Source organism: Nonomuraea phyllanthi, assembly GCF_006334985.2.
GTDB lineage: Bacteria > Actinomycetota > Actinomycetes > Streptosporangiales > Streptosporangiaceae > Nonomuraea > Nonomuraea phyllanthi.
The window spans coordinates 567,571-584,241 of sequence record NZ_VDLX02000001.1; the positions used below are offsets into that span (position 1 = coordinate 567,571).

Sequence of the window (16,671 nt, forward strand, 5' to 3'; positions counted from 1 at the left end):
GGCCGGCTCGCCGCGTCACGGGCCTCGGTGGACCCCGGAAACGCGTCACGCGCCCGCGTGAAGCCCTCAGGCCAGCAGCCCCCGCTCGCGGCCGGCGGCCGCCGCCTGGGTGCGGGTGGCGACCTCCAGCTTGCCGAGGATGTTGGACACGTGCACGCTGACCGTCTTCTGCGCGATGAACAGCCGCTCGGCGATCTCCCGGTTGGTCAGCCCCTCGGCGACCAGCCGCAGCACCTCCACCTCCCGAGCCGTCAAGCCGCCGTCGCCCGGCCGTCCGTCCCGCTGCCCGGCCCCCTGCCCCGCCCTCTGCACGGCGCCGCTGAAGCGCGCCCGCCGGCCGAACTCCTGCAGCGCGCCCTCCAGCGGCGCCGCCCGCAGCTTCTCCGCGGTCTCGCGGGCCGACTCCCACTCCGCCTGCGCCGCCTCCCGGTCGCCGGCCGCCAGCAGCGCCTCGGCCAGCCGCCACCGGGCCCGCGCGACCTCGTAGACGAACCCGAAGTCGAACGCCTCCACCACCTGCCGCCACAGCTCCACGTCGAGCCGCCCGTGCACGCGGTGCCACTCGGCCTCCACGCGCAGCGCCCAGGCCAGCCCCTCGGGCCCCAGGTGCACGGGCTCGCCGGTGGGGCCGGCCTCGGCGGACCGGCGGGCGCGGGCGCGGAGCTCGTCGGCGCCTTCGGTGGTGCCCAGCTCGGCCAGCGCCCACAGCCCGGTCGCGGCGATCCGGAGCACGGTCGCGTAGCCGTCTTCCATGGGCTCCAGGACCGCCCGCACGTGGTCGAGCGCCGTCGCCGGGTCGCCGTGCCAGAGCGCGTGCTCGGCAGCCAGGCCGCGCGACATGTAGGCGGCCAGCTCGTCGTGCCAGAAGGGCCGCAGCCTGCTCAGCCGCTCCTCGACCTGCGGCAGGCCCCGCGCGACCTCGATGAACAGCGCGAACGACGACAGGACCGCCTCCGGCGGCGTGCCGACCCGGCTGCCGAAGCCGGCGGCGACGGCCTCGGCCTGGTCCCACTCGCCCGCCACGTAGTGGATGAGGAACCGCAGGAAGCGCAGGTCGGTGCCGTAGGTGCTCCACTTGAGCCCGGTCTCGAACGCCATGCGGATGCCGTCGTCGGCCACCTCGGCGGCCTGGGCCAGCAGCCCCTGCTCGAAGTGGATGCGGGCGTGGTGGAAGCGGGCGCGCAGGTCCATCGCCAGGTCGCCGGTGCCCTCGGCGGAGGCCGTGTGGACCAGCTCGTGGGCCCTGGCGATCTCGCCGCGGTATTCGACGTAGGTGGCCAGCGTGAGCAGGGCGCCCACCTCGGCGTCCCTGGCCCCGCACGAGCGGGCGGTCTTCAGCGCCCGCTCGGTCAGCGCCTCGATCTCGTGGTGACGCGAGCTCCAGATCAGCGTGCGGGCCTGAGTTGCAAGGGCGCGGGCGAGCGCGGGCTGGTCCGGCGCGCTCTCGACGGCGGCCTGCGCCGCCGCGATGGCGCCGGGCTGGTCGTCGGCCTCGTAGAGGTAGTAGGCCAGCCGTTCGCTGACCTCGGACGCCGGCGGCAGGGCCCGGAGCTCGACGATCGCGCGGTGCTTGTCACCGCTGTCGGCCGCCGCGACGGCGCCCCGGAACGCGAGCGCCTCGCGGCTCTCCCCGGCCAGCTCGGCCGCCCCTTCGACCCGCTCCCACAGCGCGAGCGCCTGGTTGTAGTGGCTGTGCGCCTCGGCGGGGGCGCCGAGCCGCTCGGCCAGGCGGCCCGCCTCGACCGACGCCGACAGCGCCCCGGCCAGGTCGTGACCGGCCAGGTGGTGGTAGGCCAGCTCGGCGGGCGAGGTGAGCAGCCGGGCGAAGGCAGTGTGCAGGCGGGTGCGCTCGCCGGGCAGCAGGTCGGTGTAGACGGCCTCCTGCAGCAGCGCGTGGCGGAAGGTGTAGCCGTAGCCGTCGATCCTGAGCAGGCCGCGCGAGACGATCTCCCTGACCGCCTCCTCGAACTCGGCCAGCGGCAGCCCCGCCACCTTCCGCAGCAGCTCGTCCTCCACCCGCCGCCCCGCCACGGCGGCGGCGCGCAGCACCTGCTGCCCGGCCTCGGACAGCACCTCGACCCTGGTCATGAGGAGGCTGGCCAGCCCGTCGGGCAGGGTGTCGCCCTCGGCCACGGCCGCGAACAGCTCCTCCGCGTAGAACGGGTTGCCGTCGGCGCGGGACACGATGAGGCCGAGCTCCTGAGCGCCCACCTCACCCAAGGTGGCCACATAGTCGGACATGTCGCCGGACGCGAGCGGCCCCAGCTCGACCCCGGTCACCGTGGGCAGCCGCTTCAGCTCGGCCAGCACGGCGCGCAGCGGATGGCGGCGGTGGATGTCGTCGGTGCGGTAGGTGCCGACCACGCAGACCCGCTCGGCCTGCACCATGCGGCTGAGGAAGACCAGCAGGTCGCGGGTGGACCGGTCGGCCCAGTGCAGGTCCTCGATCACGAACAGCACCGGCTGCACGTCGCCCAGCAGCCCGAGCAGCGACCCGAACAGCCGCTGCTGGGTGAGCCCGGCCGCGGGCGCGCTGTCCATGCCGGGCAGCAGCTGGCCCAGCATGGGGTGGGCGGCGGCGGCCTCGCGCACGGCCGGCTCGGCGCCGCGCAGCGCGTCGGCCAGCGGGAGGTACGGCAGCGAGTCGCCGAGCTCCGCGCACTGGCCGACCAGCACGTGGAAGCCGCGCTCGCGGGCCCGCGCGACGAGCTCGGTGACGAGCCGCGTCTTGCCGATGCCCGCGTCGCCGCCGACGAGCGCCACACCGGCCGTGCCCTCGGCGGCGGACTGCAGCACCCGCACCAGCCTGGACAGCTCGGTGGAGCGCCCGACGAGAAGACCTGTCACGCCGGAAACTATGCCACCTCTCACCGACAGTTGATTGGCCCGGAAAAGCCGACCGGCATTGGCCCTGATCGACCTACCAAAGGCATTTTACGCTGCTGTTTCGTGATTCCCCCAAGTACATTCGCCCTCTTCGTGACGGCCTCGCTCGCCCTGGTCCTCATCCCGGGCCCGAACCACCTCTACATCACCGCCAGAGGGCTCGCCCAGGGCAGGACGGCGGGCCTGGCCAGCGCGTTCGGCGTGGAGGCCGGCACCCTCGTGCACATCGCGGCCGCCGCCGCGGGCCTGTCGTACGTGATCAAACAGTCGGCCACGCTGTTCGCGGTCGTCAAGTGGGCCGGGGTCGCGTACCTCCTCTACCTGGGCGTCCGCGCCTTCACCGGCAAGGAGCCGGAGGGCGCCGCGCCGCCCCCGCAGCCGCTGCGGAAGGTCTTCCTCGAAGGCGTGCTGGTCAACGTGCTGAACCCCAAGGTGGCGCTGTTCTTCCTGGCCTTCCTGCCGCAGTTTGTGGATCCGGGCGCGGGCTCGCCGGCGCTCCAGGTGGTGCTGTTCGGCCTCACGCTGCTGCTCCTGGGCCTGGTCTCCGACATCGTGTACGCGTGCGCCGCCGGCGCGCTCGGCACCCGGCTCAACTCCCGCGCCAGAGCTCTCCGGTACGTCAGCGGCGTCGTCTACCTGGGCCTGGGCGTGGTCACGGCGTTCGCCGGGAGAAAATGACCCCATGGCGCCCAGGAAGCAGCAGGAGATCTTCGACGCGACGTTGCGGCTCGTGGCCGAGAGGGGCTACGACGGGCTGACCGTCGAGGGGGTCGCCGAGCTCTCGGGCGTCAACAAGACGACGATCTACCGCTGGTGGCCGTCGAAGCCCGCACTGCTGGGTGCCGCGCTGGTGGAGGCCGACGTGCTGGGCTTCGAGGCGCCCGACACGGGCAGCCTGCGCGGTGACCTGGTGGCGCTGGTCGAAGGCGTCCGGCGGCTGCTCACCGAGCCGCCGGCCAGCGACATCGCCGTCGCCGCGCTGGCCGCCGCCGTGCACCACCCGGAGCTGGACGCGCGGCGGTTCTTCGCCGACCGGTTCGCGCGGGAGCGGGAGATCTTCGCGCGCGCGGTGCGCCGGGGCGAGCTGAAGGAGTCGGCCGACCCGATGCTGATCGTCGACCTGCTGGCCGGGGCCGTGTGGATGCGGGCGGTCTTCAGGGGGCTGCGCGTCGCCGACAGCTTCCCCGCCGAAGCCGTCTCGGCGCTCCTCGACGGCGTCTGACCCTCCACGGAGTGGAGGCCGTCAAGACGACAGCGCGGCCGGGATGCGTTCCAGCACCGGGTGCGGCGCCAGCCCGTACGCGTAGAAGTCGACGGCGAGGGCCCCGGCCGCCCTGGCGCCCCTGGCCTTGGCCACCAGCCGGTCTGTCGAGTCGCTGTCGGGGTGTCCGGGCCGCAGCACGGCCCGCACCTCCCGGTCCTTGCCGACCGACCGCAGGTAGGCGCCCACGTCGTCGGCCACCCGGGCGGCGTCCCGCGCGTACGCGAGCACCCCGAAGGCGGGCACGAGATCGCCCAGCGCCACCAGGTCCACGCCGAGCTGCCAGGCGTCATGGGCGGCCAGCCCCGGCGTGGGGAGCCCGTCCCGGTAGCCCTTGACCGCGCCCGTCGAGTCCACGAACACCAGTTTGGAGCCCTCCTCGGCGACCGCGGAGGCCACCTCCGACACCAGCGTGGTGACGGTCTCAGACCGGGCCCGCGCGTAGGCCACCACATCTGGTCCGGCGTACGCCGTCAGCGCCGCCCTGGTCACCTCGCCCTGCGCGGGCGGGTCGCCGTCGAGCACGCCGCCCACGATCCGCGCGCACTCGTCGCGCGCCACCTCGGCGTGCACCCCCAGGTCGGTGGCGCGGCGCATGCAGTAGTCGCAGAAGCACAGGCCGAACAGGTACGCGTCCATCGGCCCGAGCGGCACGAACGAGCGCTGCGGCTTGAGCGGCCTGAAGTGCAGCGACTCGGCGACCACGCTGTCGACCCCGAGCCTGGCCACCGCCCTGGCCAGCGCGACCGCGTATTCGCGCACGTCGGGGTGGGCGGGGCAGAGGTCGGTGAGGGAGCCGCGGTCGCCGAAGCAGTCGCGTACGGTCACGTCCGGATGTTCCGTGCCGAGCGTGGCGTTGCGCAGGAAGACCGTCCATCCGTGGAGCTTCATGGACCTTTTCGCACACGCCTCGCGAAGCCCGTCGAGGGCGTTCGGATAGCCCGGCACGGGAGAGAGCCGGAGCCCGGCGAACAACTCGGGCGGCGGGGTGAAGTGGGCCCCGTCGTGGCGGACGGTCAGCCGGGACAGCCCGTGCGGGGTGACGTCGCGGGAGGCGTGGTGCACGGCTCCGACGGTGACGCCGCTCACGCCGTACGCGCTGATCCTGTCGAGCACCCGCTCGACGCCCTCGCCGCGCAGGTCCTCGACGAAGACGTACACCGAACTGTCCACAACCAGACCTTAAGCGCTCTTGTGAGCGACGAAGTCGATCTCCACCAGGATGTCCATCAGCTCGGAGCCCACGGTGGTCCGCACGGGGAACGGGCGGCTGAAGTACGACTGGTAGACCTCGTTGTAGGCGGCGAAGTCGCGCTTGAGGTGCTGCAGATGGACCGTGGCCTTGACGACGTCGTCGAAGCCGAGCCCGTGGGCGGCCAGGATGGCGCCGAGGTTGCGCATGACCTGGTGCGTCTGCGCGGCCACGTCGTCGCCGACGACCTCGCCGGTGTGCGGGTCGAGCGGCCCCATGCCGGAGGTGTAGACGAAGTCGCCGACCACGAGGCCCTGCGAGTAGGCGCCGATGGGGGCAGCACCTTCCGTGGTCTTGAGCTCCTTTTTCACGGATTCTCCCTAGAAGTCGGTGCTTATGGTGCCTACGACACGGTAGTCCGGGTCCACCAGGGGCAGCACGCGCCACTTGTCGAACGCGGTGCAGGGATGGGAGATGCCGAAACCCAGCACGTCACCGGGCTTCAGCCCGTCGGCGCGTACGACGGTGTGCTGGTCCTGCATCTTCACGACCGTGACGCCCGGGCGGCGCGGGATGGGCAGGCCCTCGTCGTACGGGGCGTCCCGCTTGCCCATGCCCACGATCGCCAGCCCCGGCTCGGGCGTGGACAGCACGTGCGCCCACACCTCCAGGGCGGGGCGCAGCTCGCCGTCGATGCGGTTGAACGGGGTGCGCTCGCGGTAGTAGCCGTCGTCGTGGGTGACGTACGCGCCGCTGCGCAGCAGGATCCTGGCCTGGGTGGCGGCGAGTTCGCGGCCGATCACGTCGAACCACTGACTGCCGCCGACGGTGAGGATCGGGTTGCGGACGCGGACGTACTCGACCGCCTGCTGCAGTGAATCCAGATATTTCCGGACATCGTCGGCGGTCTTCAGCGCGCCCTCGTAGCCCGCCACCCCGGCCAGCTCCACCCCGGGCACGCTCTGCGCGTACGCCGCCAGCTCCAGCAGCCCGTCCAGCGACCTGCACCCGGCCCGTCCGCCTTCGTGACCCAGCTCCACCAGCACCCGGAACGGGCGGGACGCGGCGTGACGAGCGAGAATGTCCACCCCAGCTCGGGAGTCGACGAAGCTCAGCAGCTCGAACCCGGGATCGCGCTCCAGCTCGCCGGCCGCCCAGGCCAGCCCCGCCGGGTCCACGACCTGGTTGGCCACCATGATCCGGCCCGCCCCGAAGCCCCGGACCGCCCGGGCCTGCCGGGGCGTCGCCACGGTGAGCCCCCAGGCGCCCGCTTCAAGCTGAAGCGTGGCGATCTCAGCAGACATGTGCGTCTTCGCGTGCGGCGCCAGCTCCAGCCCGTGGTCGCGGGCGAAGGCCGCCATCGTGGCGACGTTGTGCCGGAGCGCGTCACGGTGGACCACCATCAGGGGAAGCTCCAGCTCGCCCCCGAAGACCTGCTGCCCGAGCACGGCACCCCTTTCGTCCCCGTCCGACCCTATCCCAGGCATCCCATCAGTCCCAGGCAACCGCGAGCTCATGAGCGGAGCGCGCGACCGGGCGTGGCGCCGGTGAGCTCTCCGCCCGCCAGCACCCGCACGCCCGACACGAACACGTCGCCGATCCCGGCCGCCGGCGTGCGCGGCGCCTCGTAGGTCGCCCGGTCGCCCACCTCGGCGGGGTCGATCACCACCACGTCGGCCGCGAACCCCCCGCGCACCAGGCCCCGGTCCGTCAGCCCGAACCGCCTTGCGGGGTGCGAGGCCAGGTGCACCACGGCCTGCTCCCACGTCCAGTCGCCGAGCTCCCGCACGTGGCGGCCGAGGAACCGGGCGAAGGCCCCGAAACCGCGCGGATGCGGATGGCCGCCCACATAGATGCCGTCGGAGCCGCCGGTGTGCGAGGGGTGGCGCAGCATCCTGCGTACCGACTGCTCCCCCTCCGGCCCCTCGTCGGGCCGCGCGGACACGACCCCCGCCTCCAGCCGCGTCTCCGTCAGGAGGCGGCGGCAGAACTCGGCGGGCTTCACCCCGGCCCGCTCGGCCGCCGCCACCATGGTCAGGCCCTCCGCCCACTCCAGGCCCGGCGCGTGCGAGACGGTCAGCCGGGGCCACGTGGCGTCGAGCGTCGGCCACCAGTCGTCCAGCTCGCCGGACGCGATCATCTCCAGCGCGCGGTCCGTCTCGGCGCCCGGCACCGAGTCGGGCAGCACGACCATGGCCAGGATCGTGTTGCCGCGCAGGTAGGGATAGGTGTCGAAGGTGAGGTCCACGTCGCTGCCGAGTGCCCGCTCGACCAGCGGCAGCAGCACGTCGGCGGGGCCGTGCAGGTGCGAGACGTGCACGGCGGCGCCGGAGCGCCCGGCGATGTCCACGACCTCGCTCATGCCCACCTCCGCCCGCGCGCCGTAGGCCCGCATGTGGGTGACGTACGGGAGCCCGCCGAGCGGGGCGCACAGGGCGGCCAGCTCCCCGGCGGTGGCGTAGCGGCCGGGGAGGTACTCGAGCCCGCTCGACAGACCCACCGCCCCCTCCGACAGGCCCCGCTCGACGCGCCCGACCATGGCGGCCAGGTCGTCGCGGGACGGCGCGCCCGACGACGGCCCCATGACGTCGTAGCGGATGGTGCCGTGCGGGAGGAGGTAGGCGGTGTTCAGCGCGACGGCGCGGTCGTAGCCGTCGAGCAGCTCGCCCACGCTCAACGGCCCGTCGGGTACGTCTCCCACGGCTGCGCCGCCGCCGGGGCGCGGGCCGTTGACTGCGGCGAAGTAGCGGGAGACGTAGGCGACGGTCGCGGCCGAGCCAGGCGCGAAGGACAGCCCGTCCTGCCCGAGCACGAACGTGGTCACCCCCTGCCGGAGCGCCGCCCGCTGCACCGCCGGGTCGAACACGGCCGCGTCGCCGTGGGCGTGGCAGTCGACGAACCCGGGAGCCACGAACCGCCCCGTCGCGTCGACCACCGTCTCGGCCGTCGCGCCGGCCAGCCTCCCGACCTGCGCGATCCTGCCGTCCGCGATCCCGACATCCGCCCGGTACGGTGGGGCGCCCGTGCCGTCGAGCACCCGGCCGCCGCTGATGACTACGTCGAACCTCACCCCAGGATTCAACCAGAGCCGCGCGAGTACCCCGGGGGGCACTGCGGGGATCTGACGACGGGGTGCTCGGCGAGCAGGGCGCGGGCTCTGGCCCGGTCCAGGTTCCAGCCGTTCCAGGGATCCGGGCTCGCCAGCTCGTTCGCCGCGATCACGTCGGCGAGCACGCAGCTGCGTTGCGGCTCGGGCAGCCGGTCCAGGGCGGGCACGGCCTCCGCGCCGAGGTCGCCGAGGTAGTCGGAGTCGAGGTTGGTCACGCCCCTGATCTCGACCTGCGACTGGGCGACCTGGAGGTCGGGGTTCACCACGGCGAACGCGCCCAGGCCGAGCCCGGTGACCAGCACGACCGTACGCGGCAGCCAGCCGGAGCCGCGGCCGAGGAGCCGTACCGTACCGGCCAGCAGCACCAGCGCGAACAGCGCGCCCAGCCACCACACCGTGGCCTGCACGGACAGGCGCAGCCTGGACAGGCCGTAGGCGTCGGTGTAGAGGTTCATGCGGTGCAGCGCCGAGGCCAGCACCACCATGGTCAGCGCGCACAGGACGCCGAGCAGCACCCCCAGCAGCAGGCGCTCGCGCCGCTCCACCTTCAGCAGCCCGCTGGCCACCGCCACGATGCCCAGCACGAACACGCTGACCACCACGAGCTGGAAGAACCCCTGCCTGGCGTATTCGGCGTAGGTCAGCCCGGCCGTCCGCAGCACCCAGGCGTTGCCGCCGAACAGCGCCGTGATCTGAACCGCCACGAACGAGGCGAACAGCAGGTTCACCGCCGTGAGCGGCAGCAACCAGACACTCCTGCTCACCCCGAACTTCGTGTCCGGCCCCACCGGATCCACCACGGGCCTGAGCGCGACCAGCACGACGGCCGCCAGGAACACGGCGAACACCGCGAAGAGGAAGATCCGCAGCGGCGCCGAGTCCGCCCAGTCCGGCGCGGTGGTCAGCCGCTCCACGAACGAGGCGAACACCGCGTCCGCCGAGGCGAACAGCAGCCCGAACACCAGCAGCAGCACCGCCGTGATGCCCAGCGCGGCCAGCGCCGGCATGAAGCGCCGCCTGGACGACAGCCTCTTGAACGGCTCCGCCAGGAACCACGGCACCGGCCCCAGCGCCAGCAGCACGGACATGCCGCCCCTGATCACGCCGAGCCAGCCCGCCCCGGCTCCCGACACGGCCAGCGCGCCCAGCCCGGCCCCCGCCACGAGCAGGAGCGCCACCAGCCAGTCGGCGTCGCGCACCGCCGCCATGGAGATCAGGAAGTACGCCGTGAGCCCGAACGCCACCGTCCACGGCGTCATCCGCCGTATCACGGCCGGCAGCGCGGCCGCCCCCAGCACCATGGAGACCAGCACGATCCCCAGCCCCACCTGCGCGTCCGGCAGCGCCACTGCGGCGAACACCCCGGCTCCCGCCGCGGCGGGCAGCAGCCAGCGGGGCGAATCGGGCAGCTCGGGCCTGGGGAAGAGCGGCGGCGGCACGTACGGGGGTGGCGGCACGGCCCCTTCCCGCTGCGTCGCCGGGCCCTGCGCCGAAGCACGGGCGGCGGGCACCGACGGGTGGGCGACCTCCCATCGGGGGTAGGGGGTACGGCCCGGCAGGGTCGCCGCCTGCGCCGACGAGGGGGTCGCCTGTGTCGGCTGGCGGGCCGCGCTTCCTGACCAGTCCGTCGTTTGCGTTGACGGTTGGGCCGAGCCGCCTGACGCATGGGTCGTCTGCGCCGGCGGGTGGGCTGCGCTCCCTGACGCGTGAGCCGCTTGCGCCGGCGGGTGGGCTGCGCTCCCTGACGCGCGGGTGACATGTGCTGGCGGGTGGGTGGCGTGTGCTGACGGGTAGGCCACCTGCGCCGAGGTATAGGCGGCCGCGGCGGCCCGGCGGGCCGAGCCCGCGCCCATCCCCGCGCCGACCGCGCCCATGAACGCGATGGACGTCACGAGCGTGATCAGGGCCAGCCCGTCGCCTACGGTCACGCTGACGATCACGGCGGCGAACAGGCCGGCCAGGAAGCCGACCAGCACGCCGATCACGCCGCCACCGACCATCCTGAGGAGCCCGCTGCTCGCGGGCGGCGCGCTTCCGGCGTTCCTCATGCGCTGGGCCGCCGCCGCTCCGACGGCCTGCTCGCCCTCGTGGAACGCGGCTGCCCCGACCGCGGCCCCGCCCCTGCCGGCCGCTCCGGCTCCCACCGCCGGCTCGTCGCTCCGGGACGCTGCCGTGCGCACGGCCTCCTCGACCTCGGTGGCGGAGGCGATGGTGGCGTCCAGCTCGTCCGCAGAAGCGCCACTCGCCGCGATCGCGTCCCCACGCGACGCGGCACCACCGGCCGCGACACCGTTCGACGCGACGCCATTCGAGGCGGCACCGTCAGACGCGACACCGCCGGATGCGACACCGTTCGGCACAACACCGTCAGGCGCGACGCCACTGGATGCGACGCCGTTCGACGCGACACCGCCGGGTGCGCCGGCCGTCGCCAGAGCCGTAAGCGCCGCAAGCCCGGCCGCCGTCTCCCGCCCGGCCACGTCCGCCGCCGCCACGTCCACCCCGGCCCTGTCCGACCCGGCCATGTCCGGTCCAGCCCTGTCAGGCCCGGCAACGCCCGTGCCAGCCACATCCGCCGCAGCCGCCTCCGGCCGAGCGGCCGCGCCGCCGACCGCCTGCGGCCCAGCGGCCGCGTCGAGTCCGGCCTCAGCCTCCCGTCCGGCCGCTTCCTCGCGTCCGGCGTCCTTGAGTCCGGTCGCGTGGGCTGGTGCCGGAGCGCCTTCGTCGGCCACGGCGCCCGTCACCGGGACACTCGCCACCGGGACGCCCATCACCGGGGCATCCGTCACCGAGACCCCGGCCACCGGCGCGCCCGGTTCGAGAAGCGGCTCGTCTCCAGCGTCGTGGGCGGCCGAGCCGGCCGCCCCCGCGCTCGGCTCGCCCTGCAACGGCACGTCCGCCATCCTCGTCCTCCCTGGTAAGTCGACGACCATGCGGCACCCCGCACCCTCGTCGATGCGAATGGAACCCCCGTGCAGCTCGACGATCTCCTTCACGATGGCCAGCCCCAGCCCCGCGCCTCCCGAGTCGGCGGCGCGCCCGGTGTCGAGCCGGGAGAACCGCTCGAAGACGCGAGCCCGGGCCGCGAGCGGGATGCCCGGCCCCTGGTCGGCCACGGTGAGGCGCACCCCGGCCCCCGAAGGGACGGCGTGCACGTGCACCGTCCCGTCCGGCGGACTGTGCCGTACCGCGTTGTCGAGCAGGTTGGCCAGGACCTGCGCGATCAGGTCGGGGTCGGCGCGCACCACCAGGTCGGCGGGGGCCGACGGCCGGATCACGACGTCCTCGCGGGCCAGCGACGCCTCGCGGACCGCCTGCTCGATCAGCGGCGCCAGCTCGATCGCCTCCGGCTCGATGAGCCGCACCCCCGAGTCGAGCCGTGACAGGTCCAGCAGCTGGGCCACGAGGCGGCCGAGGCGCTCGGTCTGGGCGAGCGCGGTCCGCATGGTGACGGGGTCGGGCGCGGAGACGCCGTCCACGACGTTCTCCAGCACCGCGCGCAGCCCGGTGATGGGGGTGCGCAGCTCGTGGCTGACGTTCGCGACGAGCTCGCGCCGCTGGCGGTCCACCTCGCCGAGGTCGGCCGCCATCGCGTTGAACGCCCTGGCCAGCTCCCCCACCTCGTCCCTGGAGGTGGCGCGGACGCGCAGCCCGTAGCGGCCCTTGGCGATGGTCTGGGCGGCGCTGGCCATCTGGCGCAGCGGCTTGGTCATGCCCATGGCCAGCAGCTGCACCATGATCAGTGCCAGGACCACGGCGACGGCGATGCGCACCTCGCGGGACAGGCCGGAATTGAGGCCGACCTCGTTGACGACGAACGCGGTGCCCACGGCCAGCACGATCACGATGCCGAGCTTGACCTTGATCCGGCCGAGGAAGTCGAGCGGCCTCATCGGCGGACCAGGGCGTAGCCGACGCCGTGCACCGTGCGGACCACGTCGGAGCCGAGCTTGCGGCGCAGCGCCCGTACGTGGCTGTCCACGGTCCTGGTCGCCGCCGCCTCCGAGAAGCCCCACACGTCCGACAGCAGCCGGTCGCGCTCGAAGACCTGGCCTGGCCGCTCGGCCAGGCGGCGCAGCAGGTCGAACTCGGTCCTGGTGAGCTGCGCCTCCGCGCCCCCGACGAACACCCGGCGCGCCGCGGTGTCGATCTCCACCTCGCCCACCCTGATCACCGTGTCCTCGGCGGCGAGCTGGGCGGCCCGCTGGACCCGGCGCAGCAGCGCGTGGATCCGTGCCACCAGCTCGCGCATGCTGAACGGCTTGGCCAGGTAGTCGTCGGCCCCGACCCCGAGCCCGACCAGCACGTCGGTCTCCTCGCCGAGCGCGGTCAGCATGAGCACGGGCACCGGCCTGGCGGCCTGCATCCTTCGGCACACCTCCAGCCCGTCGAGCCCCGGCAGCAGCCTGTCGAGGATCACCAGCTCGGGCTCCGCCCTGCCGTACTGGACCAGGGCATCCTGCCCGTCGAAGGCCACCCGGACGTCGAAGCCCTCAGCCGCCAGCCGGTTCCGTACGGCCAGCGCGATCGTCTTGTCGTCCTCGACCACGAGGATGCGTCGCTGCTCTGCCACGAACGAAAGCCTAGAAGCGCGCTGTGCAGACGACACTCCTAAATCTGTGCACAAACAGTGCAGACTGGCCCGGTGAACACCGCCGCATACCTGCGCCGCATCGGCTTGCCCGAGCTCGCCGGCGCCCCCGCCGGCGCGGAGAACCTGCGCGTCCTCCACGCCGCGCACATCGAGAAGGTGCCGTACGAGGCGCTGGAGATCTGGCTCGGCCGGGCCACCACCGTCGATCCCGTCGAGTCGGCCGAGCGCGTCATTCGCGGGCGCGGCGGCTACTGCTACCACCTCAACGGCGCCTTCTCCGAGCTGATCAGGGCGCTCGGGTACGACGTGACCCGGCACGTCGGCGGCGTCCAGACGCGCGGTCGCGAGCCCGGCATCACCGCCAACCACCTGGTGCTCACCGTGCGCGGTCTCCCGTCGGAGGACAATCCGGGCGGGGAGTGGCTGACCGACCTGGGGCTCGGGGACGGGCTGCACGAGCCGCTGCCGCTGGTCGAGGGCACGTACCGGCAGGGACCCTTCCGGTACGGCCTGCGCCCGTCGGAGGTGGCGCCAGGAGGGTGGCGGTTCGACCATGACCCGAGTGGTTCGTTCCTCGGCATGGACTTCGACCCGGCCCCTGCGGACATGTCGGCGTTCGCGGAGATGCACCGGCACCTGACCACCTCGCCGGAGTCCGGCTTCGTGCGTACGGCCACCATCCAGCGGCGCGACGCGTACGGCGTGGACGTCCTGCGCGGGCTCGTGCTGAGCCGCGTCGGCGGCGGCGCACGCTCGGTCACCCTGGACGACCAGCGGGACTACTACGCGGCGCTGGCGGACGTCTTCCTGCTGCCGCTCGCCGACGTGAGCGCCCGGGAGCGGGACGAACTATGGCGTAAGTTGTGCGCCGCGCACGAAGCCTGGCTCGCCGGTGACACATCGTGACGGCGGTGCGCTATCGTGCACCTCGAGATGGGTGAGACCAGGAAGCTAGCCGGTAAATACCGCTTGCTCAACCCTCTGGGCGCAGGTTCCCTCCACCTGGCCTTCGACGAGTCGGAGCACCGCGACGTCGTGGTCAGGGAGCTGAGGGTGCCGACCGAGCTGCGCGACTCCGCGTTGCAGGAGGCGCGCCGGGCGTCCGGGTTGCGGCACGCCTCGATCGTGCGGGTGCTCGACGTGGTGATCGAGGATCGGGTGCCGTGGCTGGTCATGGAGTTCGTGTCGGGCACGTCGCTGGAGCAGGCCGTACGCTCGCGCCGCCCGCTGCCGACGCCGCAGGCGGCCAGGGTGGGCGTGTGCCTGCTGGCGGCCCTGACGGTCGCGCACGAGGCCGGGATCGTGCACGGGCGCGTCGAGCCGGGCAACGTGCTGCTCACCCCGACCGGTCGCGCGGTGCTGACCGGCTTCGGCTTCCCCAGCCTCAGCATGCTGCCGTCGGCCGACCTGTGGTCCCTGGCCGCCACGCTGCACTTCGCGGTGGAGGGCCGGCCGCCCGGCCAGGTGCCCGCCGAGGGCCCCGACCCGCTCAGGTCGCTGATCAGGGCCATGCTCCACCCGTCGGGCCCGCCGCCGATGGACGTGGTCCGCGAGACGCTCGACCTGCTGGCGGTCGACCGCCCGCTGGACGTGATCGTCGCGACGGCGGGCCCGCTGCCGGTCCCCGAGGTGGCCGCGCTCGGGCTGTCCCTGCTCGCCCAGCTGGAGGCGCTGGCCGACTTCCACGGCGGGGTGCAGCCGGGCAACGTGCTCATCGGCCCTCAGGGCCGCGCGCGGCTGATCCCCTTGCTCAGGTCCGGAACGCTCCCGGCCTACACGGCTCCCGAGGCCGCCCCCACGATGGCCGCCGACCTGTGGTCGCTCGGCGCCACGCTCTTCACCGCCGTCGAGGGCGCGCCGCCCGCGCCTGGCGCGGCGCTGGCCAGGGCGGGCGTGCTGGCTCCCGTCCTGTTCCGGCTGCTGTCCGGCAACCCCTTGGAACGTCCCACTCCGGACGAGCTGCGCCACGACCTGGAGGCGGTACGGCCCCGCGCGTGAGCGACGGTTGAGAGACGGCGTTTGCGATACATCGCGAGCGGAACCAAGTCGGCGGGTTCACTCGTTGGTCAGACGACGCAGAATGTGGGAGAGGCGGGGCGCGCGCTCCGTGTTCGGAGGATGTTGAGTATGTCGCCAGTCCAGAAGTACGCCATCGGCGCGGGCGCCGCCGTCCTGCTCTCGCTGATCATCTTCGGCACCGGGTGGATCACGCTGCTGGTGATCCTCGGCGTGGTCGCCGCGCCGGTGGTCGGCTACCTGATGCTCGACCCGTCGCAGCGCGAGCGGCTCAAGAGGGCCCGCAGGCGCGGCATCGGCCGCTGAGCCGCCGTCGGCGGGGGCCCGCACCGGGCCCTCGCCGCTCTTCGGCGCCGCGCCCAGGCCCGCACCGGACTCAGGTCGGACTCGGGCTCAGGCCGGCACCGGGCTCAGGGCCGACGCCGGGCTCAGGCTTCCGCGGCCACCGCCGCCTGGTCGGCCTGCACGCGCCGGCTCACCTTGCGCTCGACGAAGAACGACAGGAACGGCACCGTGCCCCCGACCATGACGCCGAGCATGTACTGCCACGACCAGCGCGCCTTCATGCCCAGATTCATGGCCGCGACGAGATAGAGCATGTAGAGGCCGCCGTGGATCGGGGCGATGATCTTCGACAGGGCGGGGTTGCCGAAGCCGTAACGGATCACCATGGCCACGCAGAGCACGAGCAGCATGCAGCCCACCACGTAGGCGAGCACCCGGAAGGGCTTCAGAGCCGATTCCACGATTAACCTTCCAGAGCCATCTCAGGGGACTTGGCGCGGTCCCGATCGCTTCGCACGGCATCGCGTACGAAGTGGAACCACATGAACACGGCGAACCCGGCGAAAATCCACCAGTTGGCGGCGTATGCCAGGTTACGCCAGGTCAGCGTGCCGCCGACCACCGGCGGCTGAACCTTGACCTGCGTCAGCGAGCCCGACGGCGGCTGCGCCACGACGAACCCCGTGCGGACCTTCTGGCCGGTCCACAGGTTGACCAGCTCGCCCGTGGACACCGTCTGCACCTGACCGGCGGGGAGCCGCTCCGCGCGCCGCTGCACGCTGTCGGTGCCCTGCTGCGGGCGCAGCCGCCCGGACACCGTGACGCGCCCCTCCGGCACCGCGGCGACCGCCGGGTCGTCGGCGCTGGCCGACCAGCCGCGCACGACCGGCATGAGCGTGCCGTCGTCGAGCCTGAGCGGTGTGAGCACCCAGTAGCCGTGGTCGCGCGAGACCTTGCCGCCCGGCGCGTCGACGTCGGGCCGCCGGTCGGCGACCAGAAGCTGGCGGCCCGGGTCGTAGACGCCCTCGGCCGTGACCCGGCGCCCCACGGCGTCGCCCTTCACCTGCGGGCCGAGCGGGGCGAGCGTGCCGGCCGCGACGGGAGCGGGGTCGGAGCTGGCGTGCGGCTTGCCCGAATCTTGAAAGACGCCGAGCTGCCAGCGCCCCAGCAGGATGAACGCGACGAGGACCACTGCCGTGAGCAGGTGCAGCCCCACGATGCGGGGCGAGAGCAGGGTCCTGAGCATGCCTCAAAGCTATCCGCCGAGTGGGCCGGTCCCCTAATCAGCCCATCGTTATAGATCCCGCCAAACGCCGCAAACGGCACAA

14 protein-coding genes are annotated in these 16,671 nt (G+C 73.3%); 5 read left to right on the forward strand and 9 right to left on the reverse strand.

What is annotated here, in order from left to right; all coding sequences use genetic code 11:
* Positions 1–66: 66 nt before the first annotated feature.
* Positions 67–2,847, reverse strand: a complete 2,781-nt coding sequence (locus FH608_RS54125; RefSeq protein WP_139628168.1) for a helix-turn-helix transcriptional regulator — start codon at positions 2,845–2,847, stop codon at positions 67–69.
* 132 nt (positions 2,848–2,979) lie between these two features.
* Between FH608_RS54125 and FH608_RS02720 the strand changes: the two genes are divergently transcribed.
* Both FH608_RS02720 and FH608_RS02725 read left to right on the forward strand, forming a co-directional pair.
* Positions 2,980–3,564, forward strand: a complete 585-nt coding sequence (locus FH608_RS02720; RefSeq protein WP_226898886.1) for a LysE family translocator — start codon at positions 2,980–2,982, stop codon at positions 3,562–3,564.
* A 4-nt stretch (positions 3,565–3,568) separates the two neighbouring features.
* A complete protein-coding gene (locus FH608_RS02725) occupies positions 3,569–4,108 on the forward strand; it encodes a TetR/AcrR family transcriptional regulator (protein WP_139628170.1) in 540 nt (179 codons plus the stop codon).
* A gap of 21 nt (positions 4,109–4,129) precedes the next feature.
* Here FH608_RS02725 and FH608_RS02730 read toward each other — a convergent pair whose 3' ends face one another.
* The 6 genes from FH608_RS02730 to FH608_RS02760 all read right to left on the reverse strand — a co-directional run bounded on the left by FH608_RS02730 (position 4,130) and on the right by FH608_RS02760 (position 13,021).
* Entirely contained in the window at positions 4,130–5,320 is a 1,191-nt protein-coding gene (locus FH608_RS02730) for a hypothetical protein (protein WP_139628171.1), read from the reverse strand.
* Positions 5,321–5,329: 9 nt separating this feature from the next.
* Positions 5,330–5,710: a RidA family protein gene (locus FH608_RS02735; RefSeq protein WP_139628172.1), complete on the reverse strand. Its 381-nt coding sequence runs from the start codon at positions 5,708–5,710 to the stop codon at positions 5,330–5,332.
* Between the two features lie 9 nt (positions 5,711–5,719).
* Positions 5,720–6,787, reverse strand: a complete 1,068-nt coding sequence (locus tag FH608_RS02740; protein ID WP_226898887.1) for an alanine racemase — start codon at positions 6,785–6,787, stop codon at positions 5,720–5,722.
* A 65-nt stretch (positions 6,788–6,852) separates the two neighbouring features.
* Positions 6,853–8,409 (reverse strand): N-acyl-D-amino-acid deacylase family protein, encoded by a 1,557-nt coding sequence (locus FH608_RS02745; RefSeq protein ID WP_139628174.1) that lies wholly within the window; start codon positions 8,407–8,409, stop codon positions 6,853–6,855.
* A gap of 8 nt (positions 8,410–8,417) precedes the next feature.
* Positions 8,418–12,341, reverse strand: coding sequence for a DUF4153 domain-containing protein (locus tag FH608_RS52405; protein WP_226898888.1), 3,924 nt, complete (start codon positions 12,339–12,341; stop codon positions 8,418–8,420).
* Complete coding sequence (locus tag FH608_RS02760; RefSeq protein ID WP_226898889.1) at positions 12,338–13,021, reverse strand: response regulator transcription factor; 684 nt, start codon at positions 13,019–13,021, stop codon at positions 12,338–12,340. The genes FH608_RS52405 and FH608_RS02760 overlap by 4 nt, the downstream gene beginning before the upstream one ends.
* 72 nt (positions 13,022–13,093) lie before the next feature.
* On the opposite strand from FH608_RS02760, the gene FH608_RS02765 reads away from it, so the two are divergent.
* From FH608_RS02765 to FH608_RS02775, 3 genes are all read left to right on the forward strand, one after another.
* The gene (locus tag FH608_RS02765) at positions 13,094–13,948 is read left to right on the forward strand and encodes an arylamine N-acetyltransferase family protein (RefSeq protein WP_139628175.1); all 855 of its coding nucleotides are present in this window, start codon (positions 13,094–13,096) and stop codon (positions 13,946–13,948) included.
* A 27-nt stretch (positions 13,949–13,975) separates the two neighbouring features.
* Positions 13,976–15,040 carry a protein kinase domain-containing protein gene (locus tag FH608_RS02770; RefSeq protein ID WP_139628176.1) on the forward strand — a complete coding sequence of 355 codons (1,065 nt, stop codon included), beginning with the start codon at positions 13,976–13,978 and terminating at the stop codon, positions 15,038–15,040.
* Positions 15,041–15,169: 129 nt separating this feature from the next.
* Positions 15,170–15,364, forward strand: a complete 195-nt coding sequence (locus tag FH608_RS02775; RefSeq protein WP_139628177.1) for a hypothetical protein — start codon at positions 15,170–15,172, stop codon at positions 15,362–15,364.
* A gap of 122 nt (positions 15,365–15,486) precedes the next feature.
* On the opposite strand, the gene FH608_RS02780 is transcribed toward FH608_RS02775, so the two are convergent.
* Together FH608_RS02780 and FH608_RS02785 are read right to left on the reverse strand one after the other, a co-directional pair.
* Positions 15,487–15,804, reverse strand: coding sequence for a DUF3817 domain-containing protein (locus FH608_RS02780; RefSeq protein WP_139628178.1), 318 nt, complete (start codon positions 15,802–15,804; stop codon positions 15,487–15,489).
* Between the two features lie 2 nt (positions 15,805–15,806).
* A complete protein-coding gene (locus FH608_RS02785) occupies positions 15,807–16,589 on the reverse strand; it encodes an SURF1 family protein (protein ID WP_193318197.1) in 783 nt (260 codons plus the stop codon).
* Positions 16,590–16,671: the final 82 nt, after the last annotated feature.